At 63.0% G+C, this 19,224-nt stretch carries 17 protein-coding genes; 12 read left to right on the forward strand and 5 right to left on the reverse strand.

Annotated features, from left to right (window positions below; genetic code table 11):
• Positions 1-7 precede the first annotated feature (7 nt).
• The gene (locus RID42_09070) at positions 8-1,558 is read left to right on the forward strand and encodes a 4-hydroxyphenylacetate 3-hydroxylase N-terminal domain-containing protein (GenBank protein MEQ8247822.1); all 1,551 of its coding nucleotides are present in this window, start codon (positions 8-10) and stop codon (positions 1,556-1,558) included.
• Positions 1,555-2,433 (forward strand): CoA ester lyase, encoded by an 879-nt coding sequence (locus RID42_09075; protein ID MEQ8247823.1) that lies wholly within the window; start codon positions 1,555-1,557, stop codon positions 2,431-2,433. Before RID42_09070 ends, RID42_09075 begins: the two co-directional genes overlap by 4 nt.
• Here the strand turns inward: RID42_09075 and RID42_09080 are convergent.
• The 3 genes from RID42_09080 to RID42_09090 all read right to left on the reverse strand — a co-directional run bounded on the left by RID42_09080 (position 2,430) and on the right by RID42_09090 (position 5,486).
• Entirely contained in the window at positions 2,430-3,110 is a 681-nt protein-coding gene (locus RID42_09080; protein MEQ8247824.1) for a hypothetical protein, read from the reverse strand. The two genes, RID42_09075 and RID42_09080, sit on opposite strands and share 4 nt — an antisense overlap.
• A 154-nt stretch (positions 3,111-3,264) precedes the next feature.
• Positions 3,265-4,692, reverse strand: coding sequence for an MmgE/PrpD family protein (locus tag RID42_09085; GenBank protein ID MEQ8247825.1), 1,428 nt, complete (start codon positions 4,690-4,692; stop codon positions 3,265-3,267).
• A 65-nt stretch (positions 4,693-4,757) separates the two neighbouring features.
• Positions 4,758-5,486, reverse strand: coding sequence for a GntR family transcriptional regulator (locus RID42_09090; protein ID MEQ8247826.1), 729 nt, complete (start codon positions 5,484-5,486; stop codon positions 4,758-4,760).
• Between the two features lie 82 nt (positions 5,487-5,568).
• On the opposite strand from RID42_09090, the gene RID42_09095 reads away from it, so the two are divergent.
• Positions 5,569-6,864, forward strand: a complete 1,296-nt coding sequence (locus RID42_09095) for a hypothetical protein (protein ID MEQ8247827.1) — start codon at positions 5,569-5,571, stop codon at positions 6,862-6,864.
• A 13-nt stretch (positions 6,865-6,877) separates the two neighbouring features.
• Here the strand turns inward: RID42_09095 and RID42_09100 are convergent, their stop codons facing one another.
• Positions 6,878-8,065, reverse strand: a complete 1,188-nt coding sequence (locus RID42_09100; protein MEQ8247828.1) for an acyl-CoA dehydrogenase family protein — start codon at positions 8,063-8,065, stop codon at positions 6,878-6,880.
• Positions 8,066-8,213: 148 nt separating this feature from the next.
• Between RID42_09100 and RID42_09105 the strand changes: the two genes are divergently transcribed.
• The 3 genes from RID42_09105 (at position 8,214) to RID42_09115 (ending at position 12,133) form a co-directional block, all read left to right on the forward strand.
• Positions 8,214-10,211 carry an AsmA family protein gene (locus tag RID42_09105; GenBank protein ID MEQ8247829.1) on the forward strand — a complete coding sequence of 666 codons (1,998 nt, stop codon included), beginning with the start codon at positions 8,214-8,216 and terminating at the stop codon, positions 10,209-10,211.
• 85 nt (positions 10,212-10,296) lie between these two features.
• Positions 10,297-10,971 carry an RraA family protein gene (locus tag RID42_09110; protein MEQ8247830.1) on the forward strand — a complete coding sequence of 225 codons (675 nt, stop codon included), beginning with the start codon at positions 10,297-10,299 and terminating at the stop codon, positions 10,969-10,971.
• Between the two features lie 40 nt (positions 10,972-11,011).
• Positions 11,012-12,133: a methyltransferase domain-containing protein gene (locus RID42_09115; protein MEQ8247831.1), complete on the forward strand. Its 1,122-nt coding sequence runs from the start codon at positions 11,012-11,014 to the stop codon at positions 12,131-12,133.
• 10 nt (positions 12,134-12,143) lie between these two features.
• On the opposite strand, the gene RID42_09120 is transcribed toward RID42_09115, so the two are convergent.
• A complete protein-coding gene (locus tag RID42_09120) occupies positions 12,144-13,460 on the reverse strand; it encodes a S8 family serine peptidase (GenBank protein MEQ8247832.1) in 1,317 nt (438 codons plus the stop codon).
• 222 nt (positions 13,461-13,682) lie between these two features.
• On the opposite strand from RID42_09120, the gene RID42_09125 reads away from it, so the two are divergent.
• The 6 genes from RID42_09125 (at position 13,683) to RID42_09150 (ending at position 19,205) form a co-directional block, all read left to right on the forward strand.
• Positions 13,683-15,230 carry an ABC transporter substrate-binding protein gene (locus tag RID42_09125; protein ID MEQ8247833.1) on the forward strand — a complete coding sequence of 516 codons (1,548 nt, stop codon included), beginning with the start codon at positions 13,683-13,685 and terminating at the stop codon, positions 15,228-15,230.
• A gap of 91 nt (positions 15,231-15,321) precedes the next feature.
• Positions 15,322-15,672, forward strand: coding sequence for a DUF3147 family protein (locus RID42_09130; protein MEQ8247834.1), 351 nt, complete (start codon positions 15,322-15,324; stop codon positions 15,670-15,672).
• Between the two features lie 93 nt (positions 15,673-15,765).
• Positions 15,766-16,191, forward strand: coding sequence for a BLUF domain-containing protein (locus RID42_09135; GenBank protein ID MEQ8247835.1), 426 nt, complete (start codon positions 15,766-15,768; stop codon positions 16,189-16,191).
• Between the two features lie 69 nt (positions 16,192-16,260).
• The gene (locus RID42_09140) at positions 16,261-16,935 is read left to right on the forward strand and encodes a 4-hydroxy-4-methyl-2-oxoglutarate aldolase (protein ID MEQ8247836.1); all 675 of its coding nucleotides are present in this window, start codon (positions 16,261-16,263) and stop codon (positions 16,933-16,935) included.
• Positions 16,936-17,526: 591 nt separating this feature from the next.
• Positions 17,527-18,396, forward strand: coding sequence for an alpha/beta hydrolase (locus tag RID42_09145; GenBank protein ID MEQ8247837.1), 870 nt, complete (start codon positions 17,527-17,529; stop codon positions 18,394-18,396).
• Positions 18,397-18,407: 11 nt separating this feature from the next.
• On the forward strand, positions 18,408-19,205 hold the full coding sequence (locus RID42_09150; protein ID MEQ8247838.1) for an alpha/beta hydrolase: 798 nt from the start codon (positions 18,408-18,410) through the stop codon (positions 19,203-19,205).
• The last annotated feature ends 19 nt before the right edge of the window (positions 19,206-19,224 follow it).

Here is a 19,224-nt window from a genome sequence, read left to right on the forward strand (position 1 = left end):
GACGACCATGTTGATGACCGCCGAATCCTACCGCGATTCGTTGCGCCGCTACCGTCCCAAGGTCTTCGTCAAGGGCGACCGCGTCGACTCGGTCGCCGACGAGGCGCGCTTCATGCCGGGCATCAACGCGATCGGGGTGACCTACGACTTTGCCCAGGCCGCGCGCAGCCGGTTCCTGATGGCGCCGACCGACACCCGGACCGGCAAGACGGTCAACCGTTTCCTCCATATGAACCGCACGACGACCGATCTGCTGCACAAACTCGAAGCAGTCCGGTTGGTCTGTCAGGAATCGGGATGCGCCCAACGTTACCTGACCCAGGATGCGCTCAATGCGATCTATCAGGCGACCTGGCGGATCGACCAGGGTGCCGGCGGCGGCGTGCACGAACGCTTCCTCGCCTACCTCGACCGGGTCCAGGACGAAGACCTCACCCTGGGGGTGGCGATGACGGACGCGAAGGGCGACCGCTCCAAGCGACCGCATCAACAGGCCAACGCCAACACCTATGTTCACATTAAGGAGCGTCGCCCCGACGGGATCGTTATCGAGGGCACAAAGGCGATCGTCACCGCGGCGCCCTACGTCCATGAATTCCTCGTCATGCCCTGCCGCAACATGACCGAAGACGACAAGGACTTTGCCGTGTGTTGCGCGGTTCCGGTCGATGCCGAAGGGATTACTATTATCGCCCGCCCTGCCGGCCGCCCCGGCGAACCTGCGGCGAAGTTCAGCAACAAATACGGCCAGTCGACAGGGGTTGTGGTCTTCGAGGATGTATTTGTGCCGTGGGACCGGGTCTTCCTGGCGGGCGAGTGGCAGCACAGCCAATTCCTCACGACGTCCTACGCGGCCCATCACCGGCATTCGTGCATCGGCGCGCGCGCCGGGTTTGGAGATCTGCTGATCGGCGCCGGCATGTTGATGACCGAAGCAAACGGCCTCGACGTTGCAAAGGTGCCGCACCTGCGTGCCCGCATGGTCGACCTGATCAAGATAGTTGAAGGGTTCTTTGCCTGCGGCGTGGCCTCATCGACCTATGGCCAAATCGACCCCTCCGGCTTGGTCGAGCCCGAGCGGATCTACGCCAATATCGGCAAACTCCTGATGTCGACCCAGATTTACGAAATGCACCGCGTCGCCCACGAAGTTTCCGGTGGTTTGATCGTGGCGCTGCCGGGCCCCGACGAAGATCATAACCCAGAAACGGGAGGCCTCTTGTCGGACGTGCTGCGCGGGCGCGACGATATTCCCTACGACAAACGCATGGATGTCGCCCGCATGATCGAAGATCTCACGGCATCGGGCCAAGCTGGCTGGTATTCGCTGATTTCCCTGCACGGCGGCGGTTCGCCCGAAGCGATGGGACTGGAGATTTTCCGCAGTTATCCGTTGCAAGATAAAGCCGATTTAGTTGAGCGACTGCTTGATCGCGGGGCGCTGGCCGACGAATCCGGCGCGCCGAGTCGCGACAAACAACCCGGACGCTGTTGCGTTACAGGCTGCGAAACGCCAGAAGAGGCCGCTAAACCCTCCACCCAGCAGGTACGTTCATGATGCAAGGCCCCCTCAGAACCCTCCTTTTCGCGCCGGGCAACCATCCGCGCAAAGTCGACAAAGTTTTTCACACCGGTACCGACGTCGTCATCCTAGACCTCGAAGACGCAGTCGCGATCAGTGAAAAAGTCGCGACCCGCACCACTGTGGTCGAGGCGCTCAAGAGACCGCGACCCAATCTCGGCTATGTCCGGGTCAACGCGTTCGATACCGACTACTGCTTTGGCGACATCCAGGCGGTGATGGGCGACTGGCTCGACGGGATCGTCCTGCCCAAGGTCGAATCGGCGGCCCAACTCGAAGCGGCCGACTGGATGATGCGGGCCCTTGAGCGCGAGCGCGGCCTCGAAGAAGGCAAGATTGATCTTCTCCCCATCGTTGAAACCGGCCTCGGTCTCGATCGTATCGATGAGATCGCCCGCTCGGGCACGCGGGTCAAACGCCTGTCGTTCGGCGCCGGCGATTTCACCCGGGACATGGGGTACCTGTGGACGCCCGACGAATCCGAACTCAGCTACCCGCGCTCGCGTTTTGCAGTCGCATCGCGGGCGGCACGTCTCGAACCCCCGATCGACACCGTTTTCATCGATCTGCGCGATATCGAACATTTCGAAAAGGCGGCGCGCACCGCGATGGGCCTCGGTTTCCAGGGCAAGCTCTGCATTCACCCGAGCCAGATCGAGATTTGCAATACCGTCTTCACGCCGACTGACGCCCAAGTCGTCGAAGCGAAAAAGCACATCGACGCGTTCAAGAAAGCCGAGGCCGAAGGCTCTGCGTCGATTCAAGTCGACGGCTATTTCATCGACTATCCGATTATCGAAAAAGCCGAACGTATCCTTGCGCTCGCCGCCGCAATTTCCGCCCGCGGCTAAGCGGCGGACTCGTCTAAACGCGTCATGCTGTGCCCCGAAGGCAGGGCCATGGCGCGAACCGCGACGCGTTGCGCGGGTTTTGTAGCGATGGAGCTCATGACGACGACATAGATGTTAGCGGCGAGGCTCAGAAACAGATTGTCCCGCTGACGGCGCACCGCCGCGCGGTCGAGAACATCTTTCGTTACCGCAAAAATCGGGTTGAGAATATTGACCCGTGTCTCCGCTAACGTCCGCTCGAGGTTTTGGGCGGTAGCTCGCGTAGCCTCAGTTTCCGCTGTGTTGTCGTTGCTTTTCGGCTGGCGTTCGAGGAGCGCAACAAATGCACGTTCTTCTTCGATTTGTGCTTCCAACGCGTGCAGTTTGGTGCGGGCTTCGTCGAGCGCAGGGCACTCTGTCGCGCCAAGGCGTTCCAGAATCGTGAACAGGCCGTCGCCATCGGCCACGCCAATCTCAAACGGCGGCCGCTGGCGAAACCTTTCGAATACGACCATCGGAGAGTTCGTTCCGGTCACGCCCGAAAGCGTCGATTGAATTTTGCGCAAGGCAAGGACTTGATCGCGATTGGCTTCCGACATGGCCAACATGGCTTTGTCGAAGTGCCCTTGCTGGCGATAGGAAAGCGCCGCCCGGACTTTGGCGGCGAGCGTCGGCGCCGCGACTTTGGCGCTGAACATCCTCAGATCGGTCGCTAAAGCAGGGGTCTTGTCCGTTAGGCTGAGAAAGGGCTGCGCGAGAGCGTGAGGGGAGGAGGGGTCGGCGGTTTTCATCGGCGCTGAGTAGCACGCAGCGCAGGGCATTCCTAGTCCGCCGCCGCTGCAATGGGAGCCTTCAGTGTGTTTTTGTCAGGGCGGTTGCCAGCGCCGAAAGATCGGGCGCGGTGTCCAGTCCCATCACCGCATCGATCACGCGGTCGGTACGCGCATCGTCGAACACCCGCCCGGCGTTGTCGCGGAACTTCGCGACGATATCGTCGGTACTCAGCGGATTCTTGTCCGATCCGCGGTTGTACTGCTCGCGGTGGCGCAGTTCGCGCCCGTCCTTGGTTCGCACGATCACTTCGCCGCCGTAGTAGCGTGGGAACGGCGACGCAGGATCGATCTCGTAGCGCGCCTTTTGGCATAGGGCCAGAATCGTCGGGTCGCTCAGGGCGTCGTCTTCCAATTCATCCAACGTAAAACGTCCGCGTACGATCGAAGCCGCCATCGTGTAATGAACCGAAAACTTAGCGTCGTAGGAATTGGCGGGCTTCTTCTTGTTGGCTTCGGGTTCGCACACCACCGAAACCTGCTTCTCGTGAATTAGCGCGACCAGTTCGGCGATGTCCTCTGGCTTCAAGTCGTACTGCGCGCGCAGGGCCAACGCGGCATCGGCGAAGGCGTGATTGAAATGGCACGCAGGGTAGGGCTTGAACGCCACGTTCATCAGTTCCCACGACTCATTGAGGCCGGCAATGGCCTTCTCTGGCGCCGTTGCCACGTCGTGCGCGGCAAAAACGTTGTACAGACCGAAGCGTCCCTCGTAGGCGCGGTGCGGCCCGGCGAATCCGGCCTGGGCCAGCGCCGCGGCGGTGATCGCGCCAACCCCTGCCCAGGCGGGGTGCATCCGCTTGGTCCAGGCACCGTCTTCAAGGAATTCTAGAACCCCCGACGTTGTGCTCAGGGTGATTCCCTGGGCGTCGGCCAATTGCGATGCACTCAGTCCCATCAAACGGCCTGCCGCCAAAGTCGCGCCGAACGCGCCGACGAGCCCCGTTGGGTGATAGCCCTGCTTATGAAACCCGCCGTTGGCGCCCATACCGATCCGGGCGTCTGCCTCGACCGCGGCCAAGTAGGCGGTCAACGTCTCCGCGCCGCTTGCCCCATGCTTGAGACCAACCGCGACCGCCACCGGCAGCGCCGAGGCCGAGCAATGGACCACGCTATCGGCGTGGGTATCGTCGTAGTCGAGGCCGTGGATCAACGTCCCGTTGACTAGGACCGCGTCGCGTAGCGGCAAGCGCACGGCACTGGCGATCACTGGCGAGTCGCCGTCGCCCGCCAGCGCATGGGTTCCGGCCAGTGTGACCGCGCCGAAATCGAACGTCGATGCGGCCAACCCGACACCGAAGCAATCCAAGATATTCAACTTTGCGCGCGCGATCACCTCGGCCGGGACATCGCGCAGGTCGAGGTCGCGGGCGAACCGCGCCAACCGGTGCGACAGGAACGACGGTGCCTCGTTGGGGGCGGCTTCCTCGAAGGTTTCGGCGGCGGACATCGCGGTACTCCTTGGGTCGCAACAGGCGCGCTATTGTACGGACATTAGGGCGGGTCCGCCAAGGGTTACCACTGTCGGTGCAGTTCCGCGGAGTAGGTAAAGCGGTCCTGCGGGTGAATGCTGACCGACACCTCAAAGACGCGCTTTTTGTGGCCGGTATATCGCCGTACCACCACAAGGGCCGGGGTTCCTGGCGGGACCTGCAACGCTTCCGCAACCGCATCGGGCACGCCGTCGGCGAACAGGTCGAGCCTGACCTCGGTTACGTTCTCGCCGAACAAGTCCTCAACCAAGCGGTACACCGGCGTTGGCTTCTTGCCGATCGCTTCGCCTACGCCGGCGTATTCCGGAATCACGTAAACGTCGGTCCAGCAGATCGGCCGGTTGTCGCGTTCCAACGTGCGCAATCCGCTGATCCGAATCCACTGTTCGCCTGGGGCGCACTCGAGGGTCTTGGCGAGGCCTGCATCGGCGGTGACCGGTTCGCTCGCCGACACTTGCAACGACGTTTCCGGCGGATACCGTAACAACTCGTCGAGCGAATCGATGGATTGGGTATAGGTGCCGCGCGGTTCGGTCGCCTCGATCGTTGTACCCAGGCCAGCCTGCCGGGTCAGCAAGCCCATTTCGCCGAGCATCCGAATGGCTTCGCGAATCGTGTGGCGGCTGACGCCAAAACGCTCGCGCAGCGCCATCTCGGTGGGCATCATAGAGCCCACGGGCATGGTGCCGGATCGAATTTCCGCCAGGAGTTTGTCGGCAATTTCCTGGTACAAGGGGCGGCGCGAACTCATTGGGCACCGATCCTAAGCGTTGTCCGGACGTTTTTCGCCCCCGATCGGCGAACCTGTCTAACCTGCGGACAAGGAAACGACTATGTATCACGATGCACAGGGTCTCGCGGTCACTACCGACTGTCCTGAAACGGTAACCGCGATCGATCGCTTGTTGGACCGCCAAGCGAACCAACGCCTCGACGGTGCCGAGCGCGCAGCGCTCTTCGCGGCGGCCGACGGCGATCCTGCGGCCTTGCCCAATACGATTGCTGCGATCCTCAGTATCCATGCCGGCGACAAAGACAAGGTGTCGCGCTATCTGCATCGGGCCCGCGCGGCCCAGGCGAACGAGCGCGAAGCGTCGTTCCGCGGCGCCGCCGCGGCTTGGGCCGAGGGCGATGTCGACACGGCGATTGCCCGCTTTGAAGATGTCGCGGCCCGCTGGCCGCGCGACATGTACGCGGTTCGCCTGTGCTGCACGCTTAAGTTCTACGCCCGTAAGGATGCCGACGGGTCGCTCGCACTGGTGCGGCGGGTGATTGACCAAATTGACGACCGCGGCCAAGCCTACGCACTGTTGTCGTTCATGGAGGAAGAGGCCGGGCTCTTTGAGCAGGCCGAAGCGTCCGCCCGCGCCGCCGTTGCGCTGGATCGCACTCTCATCCTCGGGCAGCACACGGTTGCCCATGTCATGGAGGCCCAGGGCCGCGATGCCGAGGGGGTCGCTTGGTTGGAACAATTCACCGATACCTGGGACGACCTCAACGAATCCTTCCATCCGCATATGTGGATGCACCTCGGCCTGCACCATCTCGGGGTGGGCGACGGGGCCCGGGCACTCGCGTTGTTCGATGGGCACATTGCGCCGCGCTACCTCGACCGGGGGCCAGTGCAGCTCTACGGCGCCAACTTGCTCGCACGGGCCGAATTGGCGGGGTTCGACGTTGGCGATCGCTTCGCCCAAATTGCCGCGCATATCGATGTCGCGGCGCATCGGCACCTCGATGCTCTCAGCGACCTCCACCATGTCTATACCCTCGCGCGCACTCCAGCCGGGGCGGCGGCCTTTGTTGACAGCATGGCCGGCCACGCCCGAACGCTGCACGCCAGCGTCAAGCCGACCTGGGAGGCGGTGGTCCTCCCCACCGCAGCAGCGATCGTTCGTTTTAGCGCGGGCAATTATGCCGGCGCGGTAGCGGCGCTGGAACCTGCGCAGGGACGCTTCATCGAACTCGGCGGTAGTGCGGTAGAGCGCGGCGTCTTTGCCGATCTTTGGTTGCATGCGTTAACCGCCGCGGGTCGTGCAGAGGAGGCGCGCGCGACGCTCGACGCGCTGCGGCAGCGCAAAGGCGATCACCTATCGGTGCGCCGCTTCGCCGCCCTGATCGACGCCTAGATTCTCCGCGCGCTTAGGTTTTCCAGAAGTGCTGGTCCTCGTTTCCGATTCCCAGCATCAACCGTCCGGCCGGCGCCATATTGCGGTCCCAGCCGATGCCGAACTGCTGCGCCATCGCTGAGATGTCGCGGAAAAAACGCTGCACCGGGTTCGAATCGTACAACCCTGAGGCGCCCATTTGCTGAACCAGTCGGTGAACCAGCGAGACGCACAGTCGCATCGCATAGGCGCGGTCGCGCCCGTGCTCGATCTGCTTGGCCTTCGGTACCGCGTTCCGGCCAGGAAGTTTCTCTCGAAGCTCTGACATTTGCGCTGCGACGAGCAATTCTGCGGCGCGAAACTCGGCGGCGCTTTCCGCCAACCGCAATTGCACCGAAAGCGAGTCGGCGGGCCGATCGCCGAACAACGCCCCGACCCGCGCCTTGGTCGATTCGGTATAGGCGTTGAGGGCGCCTTCGGCGGCGCCGAGCATCGGTCCCATCAAGGTCGTCGCGACGTAGGGAACATATTCAACCCAATAGAGTTCGGAGGCGCTGTACTCTGCTCCCGGCGGGTCGGGTGCGACGAGGTCGCTTGTCCGAATGAATAAATGCGGCGGCACATAGGCGTCCTTGACGACGATGTCCTTGGTGCCGGTGCCGCGCAGACCGGCGACGTGCCAGGTATCGGCAATGTCGAAATCGTGACGTGGTACAAGACAGGTAACCGCTTCGCCGTCATCCTTGACCGTGCCGATGACAAAGGCCCACGGCGCATGATCGATGCCGCTCGCGAAAGAGAACTGGCCGTCGAGCCGCAAGCCATCCCCGTCGCGCCGAATCGTGCCGCCCCGGGCAACCGTAGCCCCGGCCAAAATGGCGGGGCCGTCGCGCCAAACTTCCTCCTGGGCCTCGAGCGGAAAGCGTCCGACATAGGCCGCGTGCGGCCCGACGATACTGATCAGCCACGCGGTCGATGGGCAGGCGCTCGCGAGAATCCGACCCAATTCGACGGGCGCGTCCCAGCCCAGCTCATACCCGCCGAACCGGGCGGGCTGGCAAATCCGGGTCAGGCCCGCTTCGTGGAGGGCTTGGATCGTTTCGGGCAAAGCAGCGCGGTTAGCTTCGGTTGCGGCGGCTTTGTCGCGCAACATCGGCAGGAGGGCGCGCGCCCGCCCGCAAACGGTCTCCAAAGACGGTATTTCCGCGTTTGGGTTCGTCATTTTGTCATCTCCCCAGCCCCACTTGCGGCCCGGACTCTACTATACTGGGCCGACGTGGCCAGCGAATGGCAGGGGCCCGCCCGCGTAACAGCACAGGCCGTTGGAGAAAACGCGTCGGCCCCAGGATTTTCGAGCAAGAGGTAGTTTTGTGAAAAAGGTATTGATCGGTCTCGTCGCGATTGTGGTGATCTTGGTGATCGCCGTCCTGGTGCTCCCGTCGCTAGTGCCCAAGGATACGCTCCGCGCTCAAATCGAAAATCAAATCGAATCCGCGACCGGTCGAGACGTTTCGATCGGCGGCGATGTTGGCGTGTCGATCGTACCCTCGGTCCAATTGACGCTCGAACGGGTGACCATCGCCAACGCGCCCGGTGCGACCGCGGCCAACATGATCGACCTCGGCGCGTTGCGTCTCAAGGTAAGCCTGTTTCCTCTGCTCGGTGGTGAACTCGTCGTCGACGAATTCGTTCTGGACCGACCGACGATCCAGCTCGAAGTCGACGCCCAGGGCAAACCGAACTGGGAATTCGACCCGGCCAAATCGGCTTCTGACAAACCGGCCGGCGGCGCCTCGAGCGGCGGGGGTGGCGGCGGGGTGCCGGCCTTCCTGAGCGACATTCGCTTGGGCGATGTCGCGATCGTCGACGGCACCATTGTTTATACGGACCGTCAGGCCGGGAGCGAGGAGCGCCTGGACAACGTCAATGTACGCCTGTCGCTGCCCGATCTCGACCGCCCCTTCAACGTAGATGGGGCGCTGGGATGGCACGGCGAATCCGTCAACCTAACCGTGAACCTCGCGCGGCCCCGCGCGCTGCTGGACAATCAAACGACGGACCTCAAGGCAAGCATCGATACTACGCATCTCACCCTGTCCTTCGACGGTCAGGTCACCGGCGGCACGCCGCTCCGCCTCGAAGGTGCAACGGACCTGAAGTCGCCGTCGATCCGCGCCTTAGCGGCGTGGGCCGGATCGCCCATCGATATGGCCGGCGACATCCTCGGCCCGCTCAGCGTGGCCGGAACGGTCAAGGTGGCTCAACCGGTGATCGCATTCACCGGCGCACAAATCGCTATCGATGCGATTCGCGCCAACGGCAATGTCGAGATGAATACCGGTGGCGCCGTGCCGCGCATCACCGGCAACCTCGATGTCGCCGCGCTCGACACCAACCCCTATATGGGCGGGACGCCTAGCTCGGGCGGCGATTCCGCCGGCGCGGGCACCAGCCAAGCCCAAGGGAGCGGCGATTGGAGCGACGATCCGATCGACCTCTCGGCGTTGAAATCGGTCAACGCCGACTTCACATTGCGCGTCGAATCGATCCTGGTGCAAAGCATCCGCATCGGCCAAAGCGCGCTGCGGCTCACGGTCGAAGGCGGTTTGATGACTGCCGATCTCACCGAGATGGAGCTGTATGACGGACAGGGCAAGGCCAAGATCGTCGCGAACGGTGCGGGCAGCGTGCCGTCGATCGCCGTGGATTTCGACCTCGCGGGCATGCAGGCCGAACCGCTTCTCGCCGACGCCGCCGGATTCGACAGGATCAGCGGTACCGCGCGCAGCGACATGTCGGTCCGCAGCAGCGGCAACACCCAACGCGAAATCGTCGGTAACCTTAACGGCAACGGGGCGCTCGCCTTCACCGACGGCGCCGTCAAGGGTATCAACCTCGGTGCGATGCTGCGCAATGTGGGGTCGGCCTTTCTCGACGCCTCCGCGCGCGATCAACAGCAGACCGACTTCACCGAAATCACCGCAACCTTCACCGTCACCAACGGTGTGGTGAAGAACGACGACCTGCAGCTCCTGTCGCCGCTGCTGCGGGTCAACGGAGCCGGCACGGTCGAGATGCCGCCGCGTACCGTCAACTACCGCGTCACGCCGAAGCTCGTTGCCAGCAGTGAGGGGCAGGGCGGCCAATCCCAGGCGGCAGGGCTTACGGTCCCTGTGATCGTCAGCGGCCCGTGGTCGGATCTTTCGTTCCGGCCGGACCTTGCCGGTGCGCTCCAAGAAACGCTCAAGGATCCCGAGAAGGCCAAGGAAGCCGTGCAAGAGACCATCAAGAGCATCACCGAAGGCAAAGACGGGGAGAAACGCGATCCCGTCGGAACCGTCCGCGGCCTCCTGCGTGGTCGTAATTAGGCGCGAGGCGTTCGTTTAGCCGCAATTCGTATCGACGGTACGGGACGACCTCGCCACAATAGGGTGGAACAGGGGAGGCGCGACTATGGCCACGCACACCGTCGTTACCGACATCGAACGGCCCGACCCGGCGCTCGTCGCCCGGGCGTTGGACACCTATGCCTGCATTGCCGGCAGCGTCGCCGGCCGCCGCCACGTGATGGATGCCGGCATTCGACCGCTGCGTCGCGACTGGCGCATCGCCGGGCCGGCCGTCACCGTTGCGGCCGAGGATGCGGTCGACACACTCGCTTCCCAGGTCGCCACCCAATTGATCCAACCGGGTGACATCATCGTCGTCGAAGCGACCGGGCGGACCGACAAAGCCGCGTGGGGCGCGACGATGGCCTGGGCCGCCAAGGAATCGGGATGCGCCGGGATAGTCGTCGATGGCGTGGTACTGACCACCGAACTGCTGATCGACAAAGAAGGGATTCCGATCTTTTGTCGCGGCTCGGTCGCCGACCACCTGCTGTCGCAGGGGCCGGGGTCGATCAATGTCCCGATCGTTTGCGGCGGCGTCATCGTCAACCCGGGCGATTTGATTGTCGCCGACGAAGACGGGGTAGTCGCCTTGCCCCGCGCGAGCGCTGCAGCGATTCTCGAAGCGGCCGGCCAGGGCCGCAAGGAGGCCTATCCGCCGGTTGGCCGGAAAAAGCCCTACAGCGCGCGTGGTTTCATCGACAAGCTGCGCGACATGGAGAGCGTGACGTGGAAATAGTACATCTGTCGCTAAAGAATCAGTGCCAAGGAGACCCGCTATGACCGGACCTGCATCCCATGCCGTTCTCGCCTCCGCCCACCATGACGAAAGCGCGCGGGAACGCTTCTTGCTCGATTTCCGCCGCGAGGTTGTGCGTCAAGCACGTGTCGACAACCGGCAGGTCTACGAGAAGAAAGTTCTACCGGCATTCCAAAAGCGCCAAGGACGACCACCCAAGGACCGCCACGAGATTCGCAAGGCGATGCTCCAGGAGGATTTGGGGCGGACCACCAGTGCGCTGCGATTGACCCAGCAGGAAATGAAATGGGATGCGGTCCACGAAACCGTCACCCGTCAATACCGCGACTTGCAGGACCGGGCGCAGCCTGCGCGCGTCCGTGGTTCGCTCCGCCTCGATCCGAACCTCGCGCTGCCGCGCTACCTGACGGCGGTGGATATCCATGGCATGCCGGGTAACTACACGGCCGACGACGGCGCCGACGACATCTTCGCGGGCGCGATCTACGACCGCGGCGTGTTCATTCGCGGTATGGGTGCCGGCGGCGAGTACAACGATAGTTTCGGTCGGGCCATCGTCCATCACTTGAAGACGACCTATCCCAAGTTCCGACCGCGTCGCATTCTCGACGCGGGCTGTTCGGTCGGACATTCGACGCTACCGTTTTGCGATGCCTATCCGGGTGCCGAGGTCCATGCCATCGATATCGGCGCGCCGATGGTGCGCTACGGCCATGCTCGCGCCGAATCGTTGGGGCGGACCGTGCACTTCTCGCAACAGAACGCCGAGGCGACCGACTTTCCTGACGACTATTTCGATCTGATCGTCGGCATGGCCATGCTGCATGAAACCTCGACAAAGGCGATCGCTAACGTCTTTCGCGATCACTACCGAATTCTTGCCCCCGGCGGGATCTGTCTACACTTTGAAGGGCCGCCCTGGGATCGTCTCCCTCAGTTCGATGCAGCGGTGCACGACTGGGACACGCATTTCAATGCCGAGCCGTTCATCGGCAAGATGCACGACCTCGATCCCAAGAAGCTTGTCGTCGATGCGGGGTTCAAGCCCGCGAGTTACATCGATACGAGCGTGCCGGCCGGCTTCGAGGGCACTTCGGGCAATTTCGCCGGCAACATTTGGTTATTCGGCGGCCGCAAATAACGCTGTCGCGTTAGCAGCTCGGCTTCGCGGTCACGAGGCCGAAGCCGAAGACGTTGTCTTTGCCAGGGACTCCAAGGTCGGCCGACTGTTTCGCGAGCGAAACCCGAATCGCCGTGGAATCGCCTTTGCTCTTCGCCGCTTCAAGTGCGGCCAGGACTGCAACGAAGGGCGTCGCAAAGGACGTGCCCGACTGATACTTGCCGCCGCCCGGCACGGCTGTCCAGATTTTCACGCCCGGCGCGGCAAAGTCGATATAGGCGCCGCTATTGGCTTCGGAATAGACCAACCGGTCCTCGCCTACCGCCGTTACTGCCACGACATCGTCGAACGCCGCCGGATAGGCCGGACGATCGGCGCTGCCCCAGTTGCCCGCGGCGGCGACCATGACGACCTTGCTCAATGCTGCTTTCTTGAAGGCGAGTTCGAGCACTTTGTTCGACGCCCCGGCGATCGACAGGTTGATGGTGTGCACCCGCTCGCCAATGATCCAGTCGAGCGCCTTGACCATGGCCACGGCATTGCCCGAAACCTGACCGTCGTTTTCCTCGAACATGTTGCCCGCAAATAACTCGGCGCCGGGCAGGAGGCCGCCCCAACCTTTGTCGCCGGGCAAGCCGACCAACAGTGCCGCGACCGCGGTGCCATGACTATGCGCCGCAGGTTGGCGCCCCTCCTTGTGGAACGATCTGTAGGTCACGTTGCTGCCCTTGAGCGCGACATGATCGGTGTCGAGCGCACCGTCGATCATCCCCATACGGATGCCGCGTCCGCAACTCGGTTTGGCCTGGTCCCATCCTGCCGTCCAGCGCGCCAAGCTGCCACTGCGCAGGCTAGCGGGCGGCGCCGCAGAAGGCTCGTAGAGGTGATTGGCGTCGGCGATGATCCCGGGAAACTCCCTGATCAAGGTTTGGCGCGCGTCCGGCACCGAGACGTTGGCGGGGACTCGTAACCGGACGATTTCCATCCCCAGATTGCCGAGCTGCGTTGCTTCAATGACGCTGAATCCCAGCGCCCGCGCATCCCTGACAAAATCCGCGGGCACGTTGGCGACAATAAGCTCACCGGGCTCGAACCGGTCGTCGGGATTGGCCGCATTGGGACCACCGCCGCCGGTTCGTCCGCCGCGTGCACTGGCGTCGCGTCCTCCGCTGTTGCTTGCCCCGCTACCGTCGCCGCGCGAGCTCTCCGACCCGATGACCCGTCCCTGTTTGTCGTACTGCAAGATCGTGGTTTTTGACTGCGCGTGGACCGGCGCGGGCGCACCGAGACTGAGCAGCCCCAGCAGGGGGAGAAGGGCAACGCAAAAAAGCACAGGAAAATAACGCATCGGTCGGTCCGCTCTGGATCGTCACTGGTGCCGCGATATTAGCACGATTGCAGGGGCCGCCACCGTGTCGGCGATCACCTCCAGGTGTATTGCGCGGGTAGTTCTCCCGCATTTATTGCAAATCCAACGCACCTCGGGAGCGACCCTTTGACCGGCGGGCGACGCGGCGATACGGTCACGCGCACAAGGCGCTATTGAGGTGCCGTGCGGGAGGAGAAAACCATGGTTTTGAAGAAGCTAGCCCTGGGCGCGAGCGCCCTGATGGTCGGCGCGGCGCTTACCGCGCTGCCGGCCCAAGCCCAAATGCAAGATAAGACGCTCCGCATTGGCGCATGGAATTTGGCGACGTCCGAAGGCAACCCGTACTTCGGGATCGGTACGCCCAATGTCTTTTCGTGGTCGCCGATGTTCGACATGTTGACCTTCGTCGAAACCGACGGTGCTGCGACGCCAAGCTTAGCGCTGGGTTGGGAGAACGTCGACGCGACGACGTGGCGTTTCCGTTTGCGCCCCAATATCAAGTTCCATAACGGTGAAGATTTCACCGCCGATGCCGTCATCAAGGCATGGGCATGGCTGCAAACCGAAGAGGGCAAAACTAAGGGTTCTTCCGCTTCGAGCCGGACCAAGTTTATTGCTTCGATCACGGCGCCCGATCCCATGACGGTCGAGATCAAGACCACCAACCCGAACCCGATCGTGCCCGCCGAAATGTCGGCCATGATGATTGTTGCGCCCAAAGCGTGGGCCGACCTCGGCGTGGATGGCTTCGCCAAGCGTCCGTCCGGCACCGGTTCCTACCGGATGGTCAGTTGGCAGGACGATTCCAAGGCGGTCTTCGAAGCGGTCACCGACACGTGGCGCCCGGCCAAGGTCAAGACGCTTGAGATATACGACCTTCCCGAACGTCAGCCGCGCATTGCGGCGCTCCGTTCGGGCGAACTCGACGTCGCGCTTGGCGCGACCCCCGATGACATGGCAACGCTGGAATCGGCGGGGCTCAAGATGGACATCACGCCGGGCTCGCAGGTTCTGACCTGGGGCATCACCCAGACCAACGGCGCCGAAGGCGTCAACCTCGCGCCGTTCCAAGACAAGCGGGTTCGCCAAGCCCTCAACTATGCCGTCGACAAACAAGCGATGGCCGATGGGTTGCTGGGCGGCGTCGGTGGTACGGCCACCGGTACCGGCGTGGCGCCGATCGCGTTCGGCTACAACGGTGCGATCAAGCCTTATCCCTACGACCCCGATAAAGCCCGCGCGCTCTTGAAGGCGGCCAACTTTCCGTTCGATGAGGAAATCGTCGTCAATGTCGTGCCAGGCGCGTTTCCGGCAGACTCGGAGATCTTCCAGCAGACCGCGGCGGACCTTTCCAAGGTCGGTCTCAAGGTTCGCGTCGAGGTCATTCCCTTCGGCGATTGGATCAAGAAGTTCTTCCCCGTCGCCTGGCCGTCGCCGATGTGGCACAACCTGTGGAACGCCGCCCCGGTGATGGATGCGACCACGTCGATCCTCAATCAGTCGTGCGGCAAAGGCGGTAAGCCCTATCTGTGCGATCCGACGCAGCAAGCAATGATCGACGCGGCCAATGCCGAGTTCGACGCCGACAAGCGCAAGAAAATCCTGCAGGACCTGATTGCGCTCCAATACGAAGAGGCGTCGAACCTTTACCTGATCGCCTACAACAACCTGCACGCCTACCACCCCGATGTGCAGGGGTTCCGTAACGTGAACCAGACGATCATGTACCACGAGATGTCGTTCAAGTAGGCTGCAGCGCACCTCAAACGACCAAAGCCCTCCCCCCACGGGGAGGGCTTTTTCGTTAGACTTGGCGCATTATCGTTATTTGGGCCACGCTATGGGCTACTTCGTCGCTAAGGTGATTCTGTCCGGCATCATCGTAGCCATTGTCTCTGAGGTCGCGCGCCGTCTGCCTGGTTTGGGCGGCCTCATCGCGTCGTTACCGCTCGTGTCGGTGCTCGGGATGATGTGGTTGTGGCGCGACACCGGCGATCCCAACCGGATGGCCGCCCACGCGACGGCGACGTTTTGGTTCGTTCTGCCATCTTTGCCGATGTTTCTGCTGATCCCCCTCCTGTTGAAGCGCGGCATGGCGTTTTGGCCAGCCCTTGGGTTGGGGTGCTTGCTGACCATGGCGCTCTACGCCGCCATGGTGTGGGCCGGTCCGCGGTTCGGCGTGAAACTCTAGGCGCTTGCCTTTGCCGTCCTGCTAGATTGCGTTTGATCGTTGCCCATGGCGGAGCGACCGGCTTGAATATGGATCAACGACGAGGATGCTCCCATGATCCAACTCATCTATGTCAGCGCCGCAACCGAGAGCCTGCCTGAAGGCACGCTACCCACGTTCCTGTCCCGCAACCGAAAGCGCAACGAAGAGCGTGGTATCACCGGCATTGTCGTCCACCATGAAGGCTCGTTCCTCCAGGTCCTCGAAGGGAAGCGCGAAGCCGTGAACGGCTTGTTCGAGACTATCCGCAACGACCCGCGCCATACGGCCGTGACCCTGCTCAGCCGCAAGTCGATCGCCCACCGCGAGTTCGGCGAAGCTTCGATGGCCTTCGTCGATACCGCCGGCAAGGCCCACGACCTCGAAGGTTTCATCGACTACGAGCATGAACTCAAGAATCTGACCTTGGGCGACACCCAGGCGCGCAAGCTTCTGGGTATGTTTCTCAAGGGTCGCTGGCACCAACATCTCATGACGTAAGCGCGCCACGGCGGGCTCCCCGCGGCGGAGCTGGCGGGCTAGAATTCGGGCAAACAGGGGGACATCGCCATGTACACCATCATTACCGATATCGAGCGGCCCGACCCGGCGCTCGTCGCGCGCGCCAAGGGTCTCTACGTGTGTATGGCAGGGATCGAACTCGGCCCCCGCCAATGCGTCGATAGCGCGATCAAACCTCTGCGCCCGGACTGGAAAATCGCCGGCCCCGCCTTCACGGTGCGGCCCGAGTATACCGACGATTCGCTGATGAGCCGGGTAGCCACCAAATACGTTAAACCCGGCGACATCCTGGTGATCGATGCGGGCGGGCGCACCGACTGTTCCAACTTCGGCGCCAGCATGGCCGCGGGCGCCCTAGAAAACGGCTGCGCGGGTGTGGTCCTCGACGGCGTCGTACTGACCGGCCAAATGCTGCGCGAGGAAGAAGGTCTACCCATCTTTTGCCGCGGCACCGTCGCGCGCAACCGCGGCGCCGAGCGGCCGGGCTGGCTCAATAGCCCGGTGCTGTGCGGCGGCGTCATCGTTAACCCGGGCGACCTCGTCCTTGGCGACGAGGATGGTGTCGTCGTGATCCCCAAGGACCGCGCCGAGGAAATCGTCGCCCGTGCCGAAGCCGCCGGCAAAAAAAGCGAAGGCGGCCGCGCCGCCGGCACCTCCTACCACACCCGCTCGGGCGCCGAAGAAAAACTCCGCGCCATCCCCGGCGTCGTCTGGCGGGACTGACCGCGCGATTCCTCCCTTCAATGAAGGGAGGGTAGGGAGGGGTCTTCTCCACGACCCCATACGACGGAGGAAGTCGCAGTTCCGACGCACCGTCGTTCGTTCGAGCGACCTTGCCCGGCACGAGAAGAGCCGAAGCGCAAGGTATTCCTCCCCCTCACCGAGGGGAAAGGCAGTGAGGGGGGCGCGCTACCGCGGCACCGGATTCCACGCCCTCTCGTTTTACCCTGTGACCAGAGTAACTTGACGGAGTTGGGGACATAGAACGTGATTCGTCGCCCGGTACATTCTTGGATAGACTCGGACGATAGGTCGTTAGCCGGGGCAAGGTGGCCTGGTTCGGTCGTCGCGATGTGAACCGGGAAACGCCCCACTTTGGGTTCGTTTGTAATTTCGAAAAATCTAAGCGTCTGATTTCTAGAGAAAAATTTGGGTTCGTTTGGTAAAAAAAACCGCTCAGGCTTCGTTGTTCTGGCGCGGGAATCCACGGCTCCCTGAGGGGTTTGGCTTTGTTTCGGCAAAACGGCATGCTGTCGCGCCAATACGAAAAGACCCGCCTACCGTCACCAAAGATCCACCAAAAGGAAACCATCGATGACCGTTAAGCGCCGTTTTGCCGATCTCGACGAAGGTCAACTGATGGTCCGCGTCGCCGGCCCAGACAAGAAGGGCACGCCGCTAGTCATGCTGCCGGTCGCGCCCGGCACATCCCTGGGCCTGGTGCCGCTCATGGAACTTCTGGCGCAGTCGCGCCCGGTCTATGCCTTCGATCTCCCCGGCACCGGTGATTCGGCGGCGCCGCCGCACAATGGCGATGAAGAGCCGCCTCTAACGGTTTTCGCCGACATGCTGCTGCGGGGGGCAACGGCCCTGGGGCTGAAGAACTTCGACCTCTACGGAAACCGGGTCGGCGCCCATACAGCGATCGAGATGGCGTTGGCGGCGCCCGCGCGGGTGCGCAAGCTGATCGTCGATGGCTTGTTCATCTTTCCCTGGCCGACCGACAAGGTCGCGTGGACGCAGTCCTACGAGCAGCCGTCGCTCGAGTCGCTGCGCAACAACTACACGCCCAAACTCGAGATCGACATGATGGGCAAGCAGTTCACGCAAGGTTGGCAGTTCAACCGCGACACCTCGTTGTTCTGGCCGTGGTTCATCCACGACGGCGCCCACGCCCGCAACGTCGGTTTGCCGGATGCCGACGCTCTGCACGACAAAACCGTCGAAGTTTTGCGCGCTGCGCGCACCCAGCATCTCGTCGTCCGCGCCTCGTTCGATCAGGATTGGCGCGCGCGGTGCGGCGATGTTGAGGGACTCAAGATGCCGGTAATGGGTGACAAGAACACCGTGCCCTTCATTCCTCGCGCCGCGCTTAAGAAAAGCGGTCGCTACGATGCGTGGTACACCACGGGCGACAAGCTGGCGGCGCTGGCGGACGAACTCGCAGGTTTTCTCGACGCCTAAGGGAATCCACCGTGGTCAAGCAGCACCGCGCTTATATCCAGACGCCCGCGCCGCAGGAGCAGATCCACGCGCGTTACGCCGGCGACAGCGGTCCGGCGATCTTTCTGTTGCACCAACTGCCGATCTCGTGCCGCCAGATGGAGCGGCTGATCCCGCTGCTGGGCGACCACCTACGCGTTTGGGGTTTGGATGCGCCGGGTTACGGCATTTCCCCCTCGACCCTGACCCAACAAAGCTTCACCGAATACGCCCGCCGCCTTCTAGAGGCGATCGACGCTGTCGGGGCCAAACGCTTTGCCTTGCTCGGGACCGAAATCGGGGTTGCGATGGCGGCCGAGATCGCCCACCTAGCCGGACCGGACCGCGTGACCCACCTTGTCGGCCTCGCCGCGCCGCCGACCGATCCTGCCGGTCACCGTGCCTACCTCGCCGAACTCGGCGAACCGGCACCCCAGCAGGACGGCAGCCACCTGTTGCCGATCTGGCAGTTCTGGCAGCGGCGTTGGGGCGCCGACACCGAGAACGCCATCCTGCGTATGGCCTGTACCGAGAACACCTATATCTACAGCCGCTACCACTGGGGCTTGCGCGCCTACGCGGATTACGACCTCGCGCCGGCGCTCAAGCAGCTCGCGTGCCCCACGCTATTCCTCTCCGCCGAGCGCGACATCATGGCCGACCACACCGCCGCCGCCGCGGCGCTGGTGCAGGGTGCCGAACACCGCACCCTCAAGGGCACGCGTGCCCCTCTGGTTTCCACCGAAGCCGAGTACCTCACCAAGATTATCGTCGATTTCGTCGGGGCTTAGCCCCGGGCGAACGCTCGCT

The organism is Alphaproteobacteria bacterium, from assembly GCA_040216735.1.
Taxonomy (GTDB): Bacteria; Pseudomonadota; Alphaproteobacteria; order SHVP01; family SHVP01; genus CALJDF01.